This window comes from Mesorhizobium sp. M7A.F.Ca.ET.027.03.2.1 (assembly GCF_003999175.1).
Taxonomy (GTDB): Bacteria; Pseudomonadota; Alphaproteobacteria; order Rhizobiales; family Rhizobiaceae; genus Mesorhizobium.
The window spans coordinates 1-12,109 of record NZ_RZOM01000056.1 but is presented as its reverse complement, the minus strand read 5'-3'; the positions used below and the strand labels follow the sequence as shown (position 1 = coordinate 12,109).

General features: G+C 63.3%; 13 protein-coding genes and 2 pseudogenes. 9 read left to right on the top strand and 6 right to left on the bottom strand.

Annotated elements, in window-relative coordinates; genetic code table 11:
• On the bottom strand, positions 1-876 hold an 876-nt coding region (locus EN750_RS04565), incomplete at its 3' end, for an aldo/keto reductase (protein WP_145967410.1).
• 178 nt (positions 877-1,054) lie between these two features.
• On the opposite strand from EN750_RS04565, the gene EN750_RS04560 reads away from it, so the two are divergent.
• Both EN750_RS04560 and EN750_RS04555 read left to right on the top strand, forming a co-directional pair.
• Positions 1,055-1,621, top strand: a complete 567-nt coding sequence (locus EN750_RS04560) for an SIS domain-containing protein (RefSeq protein WP_127395745.1) — start codon at positions 1,055-1,057, stop codon at positions 1,619-1,621.
• A 3-nt stretch (positions 1,622-1,624) separates the two neighbouring features.
• Positions 1,625-2,368 (top strand): creatininase family protein, encoded by a 744-nt coding sequence (locus EN750_RS04555; protein WP_127395744.1) that lies wholly within the window; start codon positions 1,625-1,627, stop codon positions 2,366-2,368.
• A gap of 255 nt (positions 2,369-2,623) precedes the next feature.
• Here the strand turns inward: EN750_RS04555 and EN750_RS04550 are convergent, their stop codons facing one another.
• Entirely contained in the window at positions 2,624-3,424 is an 801-nt protein-coding gene (locus tag EN750_RS04550; RefSeq protein WP_127269003.1) for a thioredoxin family protein, read from the bottom strand.
• 172 nt (positions 3,425-3,596) lie between these two features.
• Here EN750_RS04550 and EN750_RS04545 point away from each other — a divergent pair, with 172 nt between their 5' ends.
• Positions 3,597-4,268 (top strand): ceramidase domain-containing protein, encoded by a 672-nt coding sequence (locus EN750_RS04545; RefSeq protein ID WP_127395743.1) that lies wholly within the window; start codon positions 3,597-3,599, stop codon positions 4,266-4,268.
• A 120-nt stretch (positions 4,269-4,388) separates the two neighbouring features.
• On the opposite strand, the gene acnA is transcribed toward EN750_RS04545, so the two are convergent.
• Positions 4,389-7,079: an aconitate hydratase AcnA gene (gene acnA / locus EN750_RS04540; RefSeq protein ID WP_127273510.1), complete on the bottom strand. Its 2,691-nt coding sequence runs from the start codon at positions 7,077-7,079 to the stop codon at positions 4,389-4,391.
• A gap of 280 nt (positions 7,080-7,359) precedes the next feature.
• Here acnA and ccmA point away from each other — a divergent pair, with 280 nt between their 5' ends.
• The 4 genes and pseudogenes from ccmA (at position 7,360) to EN750_RS04525 (ending at position 9,530) form a co-directional block, all read left to right on the top strand.
• On the top strand, positions 7,360-7,983 hold the full coding sequence (ccmA, locus tag EN750_RS04535; RefSeq protein WP_127395742.1) for a heme ABC exporter ATP-binding protein CcmA: 624 nt from the start codon (positions 7,360-7,362) through the stop codon (positions 7,981-7,983).
• Between the two features lie 25 nt (positions 7,984-8,008).
• The gene (gene ccmB / locus EN750_RS04530; RefSeq protein ID WP_127395741.1) at positions 8,009-8,674 is read left to right on the top strand and encodes a heme exporter protein CcmB; all 666 of its coding nucleotides are present in this window, start codon (positions 8,009-8,011) and stop codon (positions 8,672-8,674) included.
• Positions 8,675-8,798: 124 nt separating this feature from the next.
• A pseudogene (ccmD, locus tag EN750_RS41445) lies at positions 8,799-8,918 on the top strand (heme exporter protein CcmD); the annotation flags it as partial.
• Positions 8,919-8,930: 12 nt separating this feature from the next.
• Positions 8,931-9,530, top strand: coding sequence for a DsbE family thiol:disulfide interchange protein (locus EN750_RS04525; RefSeq protein WP_145967412.1), 600 nt, complete (start codon positions 8,931-8,933; stop codon positions 9,528-9,530).
• Positions 9,531-9,687: 157 nt separating this feature from the next.
• On the opposite strand, the gene EN750_RS04520 is transcribed toward EN750_RS04525, so the two are convergent.
• Positions 9,688-9,837, bottom strand: a complete 150-nt coding sequence (locus EN750_RS04520) for a hypothetical protein (protein WP_189526052.1) — start codon at positions 9,835-9,837, stop codon at positions 9,688-9,690.
• Between the two features lie 281 nt (positions 9,838-10,118).
• On the opposite strand from EN750_RS04520, the gene EN750_RS04515 reads away from it, so the two are divergent.
• Both EN750_RS04515 and EN750_RS04510 read left to right on the top strand, forming a co-directional pair.
• On the top strand, positions 10,119-11,039 hold the full coding sequence (locus EN750_RS04515) for an SMP-30/gluconolactonase/LRE family protein (protein ID WP_127268186.1): 921 nt from the start codon (positions 10,119-10,121) through the stop codon (positions 11,037-11,039).
• Positions 11,040-11,130: 91 nt separating this feature from the next.
• Positions 11,131-11,337, top strand: coding sequence for a 4-oxalocrotonate tautomerase family protein (locus tag EN750_RS04510; protein ID WP_127268187.1), 207 nt, complete (start codon positions 11,131-11,133; stop codon positions 11,335-11,337).
• Positions 11,338-11,362: 25 nt separating this feature from the next.
• On the opposite strand, the gene EN750_RS04505 is transcribed toward EN750_RS04510, so the two are convergent.
• Together EN750_RS04505 and EN750_RS41610 are read right to left on the bottom strand one after the other, a co-directional pair.
• Complete coding sequence (locus EN750_RS04505; RefSeq protein ID WP_127395739.1) at positions 11,363-11,893, bottom strand: NADPH-dependent FMN reductase; 531 nt, start codon at positions 11,891-11,893, stop codon at positions 11,363-11,365.
• A gap of 39 nt (positions 11,894-11,932) precedes the next feature.
• Positions 11,933-12,109 (bottom strand): annotated as a pseudogene (locus EN750_RS41610) (pyridoxamine 5'-phosphate oxidase family protein); the annotation flags it as partial.

Here is a 12,109-nt window from a genome sequence, read left to right as displayed (position 1 = left end):
GTGCAGCAGCGGGAATTGCAGGGCGGCCTCGATCAGCCTGACACCATGACGCTTGCAGACGCTTTCGATGCCGGCGACCCGATGGAGTATGTCCTTCGGCGCTTCGGAGTAGTTGTAGTAGGCGCCGGGCTTCGGTCCGGTTGCCAGGATGCCGGAGTTGTAGGGTCCGCCGAGAACGATGCCGATGCCGCGTGCCTGGCAGAGCGGCAGGAAGGACGTCAGCGCCTCCTGTTCCAGGAGCGTATAGCGTCCGGCCAGCAGGAACAGGTCGAAGTCGCCGCGCTCGGCCAGCGTCTGTGCGACCTGCCACTCATTGATGCCGCCACCGAACGCCTTGATCACGCCCTGGTCGCGCAGCGAGAGCAGGCCGTAATAGCCCGAGCGCATGAACTCCTCGATGCGCCGGTCGGAGGCTTCCTTGCTGCCATGCGTGAAGATGTCGACATCGTGCACGAAGAGGATGTCGATCCGGTCGACGCCGAGGCGCTCAAGCGAGGCCTCGAACGAGCGCATGACACCGTCATAGCTGTAGTCGTACACTTCGCGGCGCGACGGCGTGTCGAAGAACTTGCCGATGCCGGTGCGCTCTTCGGGCGGGCAGGCGCGCATGATGCGGCCGACCTTGCTCGACAGCACATAGTCGTCGCGCTTCTTGCCGCGCAGGAACGGGTTGAGCCGCGTTTCCGACAGGCCGAGCCCATAGAGCGGCGCGGTGTCGTAGTAGCGGCAGCCGGTCGCCCAGGCGGCCTCCAGCGTGGCGTTTGCGTCCTCGTCGGAGACGGCACGATAAAGGTTGCCGAGCGGCGCCGCGCCGAAGCCGAGCTCGGTGAAACTGATGCCGCCATTGCCGATGCGGTCGAAATGCCGTGTCTTCATATCCTGCTGCTTGCCTCGCTTGATTTGTCTGACATGACACTATCACGCCTGTGATCAGGCAAAAGCATAGCTGCGCGTTGGACACGCATTTTCGCGGTTGCTAGCATGAACGAAATCAAGCTGTTCGTGGCAGCAAGGGCGGCAAATCCCAGGGGTGATTTTTGATGGCAGGATCGCGGTGAGCGACAAGAGCAAAAGCCTGTTCGAGACCGCGCTTGAGGAGCTCGGCGGCGTGCTGGCACGCATCGACGAAAGCCGGATCGATGCCGCCTGCAAAATGCTGGCCGGCGCGCGACGGATCGTCGTCTATGGCTGCGGCCGCGAGGCTTTGCAGGTCAAGGGCTTTGCCATGCGGCTCTACCATTTGGGCCTGCCGGTTTCCGTGGTCGGCGACATGAACACGCCACCGCTGGGGCAGGGCGATGTCTTCCTGGTCAGTTCCGGGCCAGGGGAGACCTCGACCGTGCTGACCTTGATGCAGGTCGCGCGCCAAGCAGGTGCAACCAATCTCCTGCTGACCGCCCAGGCCGAGGGCAGCGCGGCAAGGCTTGCCGACTTCACCCTGCTCATTCCCGCGCAGACCATGGCCAACGATCAGGGGGCGCAAAAAACATCGGTCCTGCCGATGGGCTCAGTGTTCGAAGGCGCGCTGTTCCTGCTGTTCGAGGTGATGGTGCTGAAGCTCAGGGAATTGACTGGGGCGTCGCCTGAAGCGATGCGCGCCCGCCACACCAACATGGAATAGATCATGCGCTACGAACTGATGCTGCCACACCAGATCCGCAGGGCGATCGCCGAGAATTGGCCGGTCGCTCTGCCGCTCGGTGTGCTCGAATACCATGGCGAGCACATGGCTGTCGGCATGGACACGCTGGCCGTCGTCAAGACGCTGGAGCTGTTCGAAAAGGAGAAGGACGTCGTCATCCTGCCGCCGTTCTACTACGGTGCTGCGAGCTATGCGGTGGCGCCGCCGGAAGGCAGCGGCTCGGTGCAGGTCGGCGGCAATGCGCTGGCGCCGTTCGGCGAGGAGCTGTTCTACAGCCTGCTGCGCATCGGCTTTCGCAATATCCACGCCATCATCCACCACCAGACCGAGAACTTTGCCGCCGGCATGCCGACCGATCTGGCGTTCAAGACCGCCGGCCGCCAGGCGATCTTCCGTTTCCTCGAAAAGCAGCGCGGCGAAGGCTGGTGGGGTTCGCAGGCGATGGCCGACTACTATTCCGGGCACGCCGCGGGTGAAAATTTCTTCAACTGGGTGCAGGTGCATCCGCTGATGTCGGCTGACATGAACGGCAAGTACCCGTTCGATCATGCCGGCATCGGTGAGACCTCGCTGATGCTGGCGCTATGCCCGGAGGCTGTAGATGCCGCTCATTTCGGCAACAACAAGAGCTGGTACACGGCGAGCGCCGAGGATGCTTCGGCCGAGCTTGGGCAGAAGGGCGTCGCCATGATCATGGACCATCTGCGAGCGATCTTGGGACGCTAGCAGCGGTTCTTCCTTCTCCCCTTGTGGGGTGAGAAGCGGTCCGCGTCGCGGACGAAAAGCCAATTGCTTGGCTTTTCGAGCTTCGAACGCCCTGAGCCTGCGAAGGGCCGGGCGTGGTTAGTCGATCCACCCTGCCGGGTCCGCGCTGCTTCGCAGCGTCCCGGCGTTCGCCGGCCTTCATCGTGCCACCGGCACGATGAATTCGCCTTCGACGAACCGGCTGCTCGCCCCACAAGGGGAGAAGGAAAGAAGGCCTTAAGGCTTGTGGATGAACGCGGCGCCGAGAATGGGACCGGGCATGCCGTCCTTGCCGACCGACTGCAGCAGCACGGCGCAGCCGCCCTTTTTGGCAATCTCGCTCATCGGCAGTTCGTAGCGTTGTGCCTTGCCATGCCACATGCCGGCGGTCTGTATCCCGGTGACGGCGTTCCAGTAGGTCATCTTGCGGCCGGTGTTCTCGCCCTCGCCGACCTTGACCGTCTGCGGCGGGTCGAAATAGACGATGACGACATGGGCGTCGCTGGGGCCGTTGCCGGCATCGCCAGCGTCGATCGTCACACGGTCGCTGGTGCGGCTGACCTTGACGGCGACGCGCATGCCTTCGCCGCTCTTGGCCATGCGGGCGAGCGCGCCATCGACCTCGCCGCGGCTGGCGCCGTTGACGTGGACACGGCCATTGATAACGGCCTGCGGCGTATAGACGGAGCGGCTGCCGAAGGCGCGCATGTAGTCGTATTGCCGCTCGGTGTTCTCCTTGCGGCCCAGCGTATCCTGCCAGCCGAGATAGTCCCAATAGTCGACGTGATAGGCGAGCGCGACGATATCTTCCTTGGCGGCAAGTTCGGAGAACAGCGTATCGGCCGGCGGGCAGGAACTGCAGCCCTGGCTGGTGAACAGTTCGACCACGCCCAATGGCCTGTCGATCTGGGGCCTGTCGATCTGGACCCGGTCGGCATGGGCGCGATCGGATTCGCCGGCATGCCCGGCGCCGGCAGACGCCGAGAAGGCCAGCGCAAGAGCTGCCAGCCACAATGATTTTCGCGAGGCCATGGCCATTCCGATTCCCGCCGGTGGTGCCGGCTTTATCTTGATTGCTAAAATATGTGGCAGAAGCGGAAGTCAACGGGAAGTCACGTTGCGGTGAAATTTTGCCATTGCAGCCGACCGCAACCCCGCAATAGGAAGGATCTGCGCTTCAGGATAGAAACCGATTCGGGCGGCAATCACGATGTGGCAAACGTTTTTGGCGCCAGTCGACCTCTATTGCGAGCGAACCGGCCCGGAATTCTGGTCCGAACCGGTAAACGCCCTGACCAACCTCGCCTTCATCGCCGCCGGCCTGTGGGGCGTGCGCGAGGTACGAAGGCTGGGCACCGGCGCCTTCGCCGAGGTGCTGGCCTGGTGGGTGATGGCGATCGGCATCGGTTCGACGATCTTCCACACCTTTGCCACCAAGGGCACGGTCTGGGCCGACGTGCTGCCGATCGCCGGCTTCACGCTGGCCTACACGCTGTTCAATTTACGACGCTTCCTCGGCATGCGATGGGGCAAGGCCATTGCCATCTTCATCGCCTTCTATGTGCTTGCCGGGGCGATAACCCTGGCCGTGCCGGACTGGCTGCGCCAGGCGTCGAACGGTACGACGGGCTATCTGCCGCCGTTCCTGGCGCTCGCCTTCTTCGGTGTCTGGGTGACGGTAAGCGGCAATCGCGCCGGCTGGTATAATCTGGCGGGATCGGCGATCTTCGTCGTGTCCGTCATCTGCCGGATGATCGACCCGGTGATCTGCGGCAGCTTTCCGCTCGGAACGCACTTCCTCTGGCACATCCTCAACGGCGTGATGCTCGGCGTGCTTTTGGCGGCAGCGGCGCGGTTTGGGAAGCCACGGGTAGGGCAGTAGGGCAGTAGGGCAGTAGGGCAGTAGGGCAGTAGGGCAGTAGGGCAGTAGGGCAGTAGGGCAGTAGGGCAGTAGGGTGCTCTATTCCCTACTCCCTTACTGCCCTACTGCCCTATTCCCTTACTAAGCCGCCAGATCGCGCAGCACGTATTGCAGGATGCCGCCGTTCTTGAAGTAATCGAGCTCATCCAGCGTATCGATGCGGCAGATGATCGGCACGTTCTTCACCGTGCCGTCGCCATAGGTGACCTTGGCGATCATCGTCTGGCGCGGTTTGATGGTGCTCAAGCCGTCGATCTCGACCAGCTCGTCTCCCTTGAGGTTGAGCGATGCCCATGAGGTGCCTTCCTCGAAGACGAAGGGAATGACGCCCATGCCGACCAGGTTCGAGCGATGGATGCGCTCGAAGGACTGGGCGATGACCGCGCGGACACCAAGGAGATTGGTTCCCTTGGCCGCCCAGTCGCGCGACGAGCCGTTGCCGTATTCGACGCCGGCGAAGACAACCAGCGGCACGCCTTCCCTTTTGTATTCCATCGCCGCGTCGTAGATCGATTCCTCTTCCTTGGACGGGTAGTGGATGGTGTAGCCGCCCTCGCGACCGTTCTCGCCCAGCATGTGGTTGCGGATGCGGATGTTGGCGAAGGTGCCGCGCATCATCACCTCGTGATTGCCGCGCCGCGTGCCGTACTGGTTGAAGTCGGCGACGCCGACGCCGTGGTCGGTGAGGTATTTGCCGGCCGGTGAGGCCGCCTTGATCGATCCGGCCGGCGAAATGTGGTCGGTGGTTATCTTGTCGCCGAACAGGCCGAGCACGCGGGCGCCCTTGATGTCGCCGATCTTGCCGAAACCTGACGTCATGCCGGCGAAATAGGGCGGGTTCTGCACATAGGTCGAGTTGTCGTCCCACGCATAGGTCTGGCCTTCCGGCGCCTTGACGTTCTGCCAGTACTCGTCGCCCTTGAAGACGTCGGCATATTTGCGGGCGAACAGCTCGCGGGTGACGTTCTTCTCGATGAACTCCTGGATTTCGGCCGAGCTCGGCCAGATATCCTTGAGGTAGACCGGCTCGCCGTTCTTGTCCTCGCCTAGCGGCTCGGTGGTCAGGTCCTTTGTGACGGTGCCGGCCAGCGCGTGCGCGACGACCAGCGGCGGCGACGCCAGATAGTTGGCCTGCACGTCGGGCGAGACGCGGCCTTCGAAGTTGCGGTTGCCGGACAAGACCGCGGCAGCGATCAGGCCCTTGTCGTTGATGGTCTTCGAGATCGGCGCCGGCAGCGGCCCGGAATTGCCGATGCAGGTGGTGCAGCCGAAGCCGACCAGGTTGAAGCCGATCTGGTCGAGTTCCTTCTGCAGGCCGGATTTCTCCAGATACTCGGCGACCACCTGGCTGCCCGGCGCCAGCGAGGTCTTCACCCACGGCTTCTGCTTCAAACCGAGGCGGTTGGCGTTGCGGGCCAGGAGGCCGGCGCCGATCAGCACGCTCGGGTTCGAGGTGTTGGTGCACGAAGTGATGGCGGCAATGACGACATCGCCGTGACCGAGATCATGGTCGGTGCCTTCGACTGCGTAGCGCTTGGAGATTTCGGCGGCCTTCTTGTATTCGGTCTCCATCGCCTTGGCGAAACCTTCCGGAATGCCTTCAAGGGCGACGCGGCCCTCGGGCCGCTTGGGTCCGGCCATCGACGGCACGACGGAGCCAAGTTCCAGCTCGAGCAGATCGGTGAACACCGGATCGGTCGAGCCGGTCTCACGCCACATTCCTTGAGCTTTGGCATAGGCCTCGACCAGCGCGATGCGGTCCTCGCTGCGGCCGGACATTGTGAGGTAGCGGATGGTTTCCGAGTCGACGGGGAAGAAGCCGCAGGTGGCGCCATATTCGGGCGCCATGTTGCCGATGGTGGCGCGGTCGGCCAGCGTCATGTTGGAGAGGCCCGGCCCGAAGAACTCGACGAACTTGCCGACGACGCCCTTCTTGCGCAGCATCTGGGTGACGGTGAGCACGAGGTCGGTGGCGGTGACGCCCTCTTTGAGCTTGCCGGTGAGGCGGAAGCCGATCACCTCAGGCAAAAGCATGGAGACAGGCTGGCCGAGCATGGCCGCCTCGGCCTCGATGCCGCCGACGCCCCAGCCGAGCACGCCAAGGCCATTGATCATGGTGGTGTGCGAATCGGTGCCGACGCAGGTGTCGGGATAGGCTGTCGTTTCGCCGTCCTCGGTGTTGGTCCACACCACCTGGCCGAGATATTCGAGGTTGACCTGATGGCAGATGCCGGTGCCGGGCGGCACGACGCGGAAGTTGCGGAATGCCTGCTGGCCCCATTTCAGGAATTTGTAGCGCTCCTCGTTGCGCTCATATTCCAGCTCGACATTGCGGGCGAAGGCCATCGGCGTGCCGAATTCGTCGACGATGACGGAATGGTCGATGACGAGGTCGACCGGCACCAGCGGGTTGATCTTCTGCGGATCGCCGCCGAGCGAGGCCATGGCGTCGCGCATCGCGGCAAGGTCGACCACGGCCGGAACGCCGGTGAAATCCTGCATCAGCACGCGGGCCGGGCGATAGGCGATCTCGACGCCGGCGGTGCCCTTGTCGGTCAGCCAGCCGGCCACCGCCTGGATCGATTCCTTGGTGACGGAGCGGCCGTCTTCGTTGCGCAGCAGGTTTTCCAGCAGCACCTTCATCGAATAGGGCAGCTGCGAGATGCCGGTGAGGCCGTTCTTCTCGGCCTCTATGAGGTCGAAATAGGCATACTCCGCGCCGCCTGCGGTCAGCGTGCGGCGGCAATTGAAACTGTCGAGGGATTTTGACACGTGCGATCCTTGTCTGTTCAGCCTGAAAGGGAACGGACGCCGATGGCATGCAATCACGCGCAAAGGTGCGGGTACGGCCATTTCCGCTGTCCGTTCCCAAGCAACCCGAGCCGTTCAAGGCGGCGCGTGCGCTGGTTCGGCGCTAATTCTGTTCCCGTGCCGACCGCTGGCACGGATGCACCGCATATAGAGAATTTTCTGGAATAGTTCTAGACAGTTGGAAAGCAAATTTGTGCGATGCGGCAGCGGCCGCGACACATGGTTTCAGGGCAGGCGAGGAATGCGGCTGATCGCCGAAAATCTGGGCGGCGAGCGAGGCGGTGAGGCGGTGTTTTCCGGCATCGATTTTGCCTTGGAGGACGGTCAGGCGCTCATCGTCACCGGGCCGAACGGATCGGGCAAGTCGACCTTGCTGCGAGTCATCGCCGGGCTGCTGCCGGTGGCGCAAGGCAGCGTGAGGATCGAGGGTACCATGAAGATTGAAGACGGGGACGAAGCGTTTCCGTCTGTTGCCTCGGCCTGTCACTACCTTGGCCACCAGAACGCAATGAAGCCGGCGCTCAGCGTGGCGGAGAATTTGCGCTTCTGGCGCAACTTCAATGGCGACGGACAGCTCGGCGTCGAAGAGGCGCTGGAAACGGTCGGGCTCGGCGGCATCGGCCACCTGCCGTTCGGCTATCTATCGACCGGGCAGAGGCGGCGCGCGGCGATCGCGAAACTGCTGGTCAGCCACCGGCCATTGTGGTTGCTGGATGAGCCGACAGCAGGGCTGGACAAGGCGTCGGAGGCGCGGTTTGCGGGGTTGATGGCCAAGCATTGCACGGATGGCGGGATGATTGTCGCGGCGACGCATCTGCCGCTGGGGATCGAGGGGACGGAGTTGAGGATCGGGGGAACTGGTTGATGATGGCGCGCGAGCATCTCATACCATGCTAGCCCTCTTCGCCCGCGACATCCGCCTCAACATCCGTGCCGGCGGCGGGGCGCTGACCGGGGTCATCTTCTTCCTCGCCGTCATCGCCACCATCCCGTTCGGAGTAGGGCCAGACCTGAAGCTGCTGGCCCGCATCGGACCGGCCATCCTGTGGATCGGCGCGCTGCTGTCCTGCCTGCTCGGGCTCGACCGGTTGTTCCAGGCCGATCGCGAGGATGGCTCGCTCGATCTCCTGGTGCTCGGAAACGACCGCCACATGCTGGCCTTGACGGTGCTGGTAAAATGCCTGGCGCATTGGGCGGGCAGCGTGCTGCCGCTGGTGGTCGCCGCGCCCCTGCTCGGGCTGTTCATGAACATGGAGCCGCTCGGCATCGGCGCCACGGCGCTGACGCTGCTGGTCGGCACCCCGGCAATCACGTTCATCGGCGCCGCCGGTGCTGCGGTGGCAGTGGCGCTGCCGCGTGGCGGGCTGCTGATCTCGGTACTGGTGCTGCCGCTGACCATTCCGGTGCTGATCTTCGGTGTTTCGGCGAGCTATGGGGCGACCGCCAATCCCGATCCGTTTCTGCAGCCCTTCCTCATTCTTGCCGCGCTGACCTTGTTTCTTAGCGTGCTGGGTCCGGTCTCGGCGGCACTGGCGCTGCGTCATGGCACGGATTGACGCAGCGTATGACTGCGGCGCGGCGACCGATTGCGAAGCCGACGGAGCGAGGCTAAGGGAAAGGCATGTCTAGACTGGGCGACATGATCGGCTTGGAAGCCCCCACTTCAGCGAGGCCCGTCGCATGAGCGCGCATGCACTCTACGTGATCGCCGCCTATGGCATTACGGCCGTGGTGCTGGCCGGATTGATCGGCTGGATCCTGCTCGACCAGCGGGCGCGCAAGCGCGAACTCGCCGAACTGGAGGCATCCGGCGTGCGGCGGCGCTCCGACAAGGCCGCAAAGAGCACCGAAACGGAAACGTCGCCCACTCGTCGCCTGTTCGTGCTGTTGCCGCTGCTGATCTTTCTCGGCCTGGCCGGACTGTTCCTGTCGCAGCTGCTGTCGGGGCGCGATGCTTCGGAAGTGCCATCGGCCCTGATCGGCCTGCCTGCGCCGCAAACCAGCCTGCCTGTGCTGGAGGGGTCAAACCTGCCGGGGCTCGATTCGAAAACCTTCGCCGGCAAGGTCACACTGGTCAACGTCTTCGCGTCGTGGTGCGCGCCATGCCGCGAAGAGCACCCGGTGCTTCTGGCGCTGTCGCAGGATAAGCGTTTCACCATGGCGGCGCTGAACTACAAGGACCGGCCGGAAAATGCACGCCGGTTCCTCGGCGATCTCGGCAATCCGTTCCAGGCGATAGGGGTCGACGAAGCGGGCCGCGCGGCGATCGACTGGGGCGTCTACGGCGTGCCGGAGACCTTCGTCATCGGCAAGGACGGCAAGATCGCCTACAAGCATGTCGGCCCGCTGACGCCCGAGACGGCGAGGGATCTCTTGCTGCCACAGATCGACAAGGCGCTGGCGGCACGTTGATATTCAGGTGATGCCGGCCTGCAAACGGCGGCTTCCTGCGCTTCCGGTGCTCACGTACTTAAGTACGCTCCGCTCCGGTTCTCGGAAACCACCGTTTTCGTCTCGGCCTGACCTGAATCTCAACGCACCTTGGCGGTGCGTCTTATCGGACTCGAGATCAGCCGTAGATCTGCTTGTGGATCTGGTAGAGCATTTCCGAGCGGTCGGCGCGCATGTCGGCCAGATCGCGGCTGGAAAAGCTGTCGATTTCGGCGACAAGGCGGTTGTAGTGCTTGCGCTTGGCAATGCTGTTGCGAGCGCGGGTCATGAGACTGTCGAGGATCATAGCAAGGTTCCTTTTTTGGCGCCGCGTTTCGGCGGCGGTTTCTTCCTCCCTTGATCGATACGAAGCATGACATAGTAATGGTGCATTGCAAAAAGAAGATGTTGCAATGCACCATTGCGCTGGACGCATAGCCGGTTAATACGGCGCTAACGTCATGCGCAGAGCCGGCAACCGATCTTTTGCATGACACTGTGCGTACCCACATTGCCTTCTGTCCCTCCGGCTGGCTTGATCCGGGTGTCATTGATGCCGGGAGGAAAAGCATGGCGGCCGCAGACTATTATGAAATTCTCGATCCGCGCTTCGCGCGCCTGTTTAATGGCAACGCGCAGGTCGAGAAGCTGTTCACCGGATGCCAGTGGGCGGAGGGGCCGGCCTGGTTCGCCGCCGGCCGCTATGTCGTCTGGTCCGACATCCCCAACAACCGCATGCTGCGCTATGACGAGACCGACGGCAATGTCAGCGTCTTCCGCCAGCCGTCCGGCAATTCGAACGGCAACAGCGTCGACCGGCAGGGCCGGCTGATCACCTGCGAGCATTCGGGCCGCCGTGTCAGCCGCACCGAGTTCGACGGCTCGGTCACCACGATCGCGTCCAAATGGAAGGGCAAGCGGCTGAATTCGCCCAACGACGCGGTGGTGAAATCCGACGGCTCGATCTGGTTCACCGATCCGAGCTACGGCATCGATACGGATTATGAGGGCGACAGGGCCGAGAGCGAAATCGGCGCCTGCCATGTCTACCGGGTCGATCCCGGCACCGGCGAGGTCGAAGCCGTCATCACCGACATGGTCCGGCCCAACGGCCTGGCTTTCTCGCTCGACGAGAGCAAGCTTTATGTCGTCGATACCGGCCGCACGCATGGCGCACAGAATCCGGCACATATGCGGGTGTTCAATGTCGGCAAGGGCGGCAAGAAGGTTTCGGGCGAGAAAATCTTCGCCGACTGCACGGCCGGCCTGTTCGACGGCTTCAGGCTCGACGAGGACGGCCGCATCTGGACGAGTGCCGCCGACGGCATCCATTGCTACGATCCGGACGGCACGCTGATCGGCAAGGTCAAGGTGCCGGAAGTCACCGCCAACTGCGTGTTCGGCGGCAACAAGCTGAATTGCCTCTATATCGCCGGCACCACGTCGCTCTACATGGTGCGGCTGATGGTCAACGGCGCCAAGACATACTGAGACTGGAGCACTGGCTGAGACTGGAGCACTGGCGGCCGTTCGACGGTTTCATCGAAGCGGGTCGCGAGCACGAACATCCCGGGAGGACAAAATGCCATTCGTCAACATCCGCATCGTCAAGGAAGTGATATCAGCCGATCCGGCGGGCAAGAAGGCGGACATCGCCAAAAAGGTGACGGCGGCCATCATGGACGCCACCGGGCTCAGCAACGACGATGTCTGGGTGGTTTTTGAAGAGATCAACGCGCGCGATTGGTACGTTGGGAAGACTGATGTGGAGACGCTGCGAAAGGGCTAGCTCGAAGGTCTGGGGTGGCCGCCGCTCAACGCGAGCGAATAAACTCCACGAACGCGGCTAGCGCATCGCGCATCGCCAGCCGGTTTTCCGGCTCGGCCAGGATGGCCTCCACCTCCGGCGGCTTCTTGCCGAGCAGGGCAATCTCCAGCACGTCGTCGCAAAGTGCGAACGACATGGTGCGCATGATCTCGGCCAGTGCGGCGCGGGCGAACAGCGAGCGCGGCGAGGCGTGTGCCAGCATGGCGGGCTTGGCGACAGCGGCATCGCGCGAGACCAGCCAGTCGAGCGCGTTCTTCAGCCCGCCCGGCACGCCATGGGCATATTCCGGACAGGAAACGATCAGGCCGTCGGCTCGGCTGACGGCATCGATCAGCTTGGAGGCTTCGAGCGGTGTCCGCTCGCCTTCATCGTCGGGATTGAAGATCGGTATACGGCCGAGCCCGTCACGGACGGTGACGCGGCAGCCGGACGGCGCTTCGCGCGCCAGTGCGGCGATCAGCGCCGAATTTGTGGAGGCCGCGCGCAGGCTGCCGGAAATGGCAAGGATGTTCAGCAAAGTATGGAATCAGTCCAGACGCGAATCGCGTCCGGAAAGCTACCACATCGTCTTCTTGTATTCCTCGTCGAGCCAGCGATCGGTCGCCTCGGCGGAATCGGCAACCGCCAGCTGATCGCGCATGATCTGGCCGAGCGTCGGCAGCGTCGCGCGGTCGTACCAGGTTTCCGGCTTCCACAAATCCGAGCGCATGAAGGCTTTTGCGCAGTGCATGTA

What these genes read in the sequence shown, in the direction of transcription:
- EN750_RS04555 (WP_127395744.1), top strand. Translation starts at nt 1,625, where the DNA reads ATGCGCTACGAACTGATGCTGCCACACCAGATCCGCAGGGCGATCGCC.
- ccmA (WP_127395742.1), top strand. Translation starts at nt 7,360, where the DNA reads ATGCGGCTGATCGCCGAAAATCTGGGCGGCGAGCGAGGCGGTGAGGCG.
- EN750_RS04515 (WP_127268186.1), top strand. Translation starts at nt 10,119, where the DNA reads ATGGCGGCCGCAGACTATTATGAAATTCTCGATCCGCGCTTCGCGCGC.
- EN750_RS04520 (WP_189526052.1), bottom strand. Translation starts at nt 9,837, where the DNA reads ATGACCCGCGCTCGCAACAGCATTGCCAAGCGCAAGCACTACAACCGC.
- ccmB (WP_127395741.1), top strand. Translation starts at nt 8,009, where the DNA reads ATGCTAGCCCTCTTCGCCCGCGACATCCGCCTCAACATCCGTGCCGGC.
- EN750_RS04510 (WP_127268187.1), top strand. Translation starts at nt 11,131, where the DNA reads ATGCCATTCGTCAACATCCGCATCGTCAAGGAAGTGATATCAGCCGAT.
- EN750_RS04545 (WP_127395743.1), top strand. Translation starts at nt 3,597, where the DNA reads ATGTGGCAAACGTTTTTGGCGCCAGTCGACCTCTATTGCGAGCGAACC.
- EN750_RS04550 (WP_127269003.1), bottom strand. Translation starts at nt 3,424, where the DNA reads ATGGCCATGGCCTCGCGAAAATCATTGTGGCTGGCAGCTCTTGCGCTG.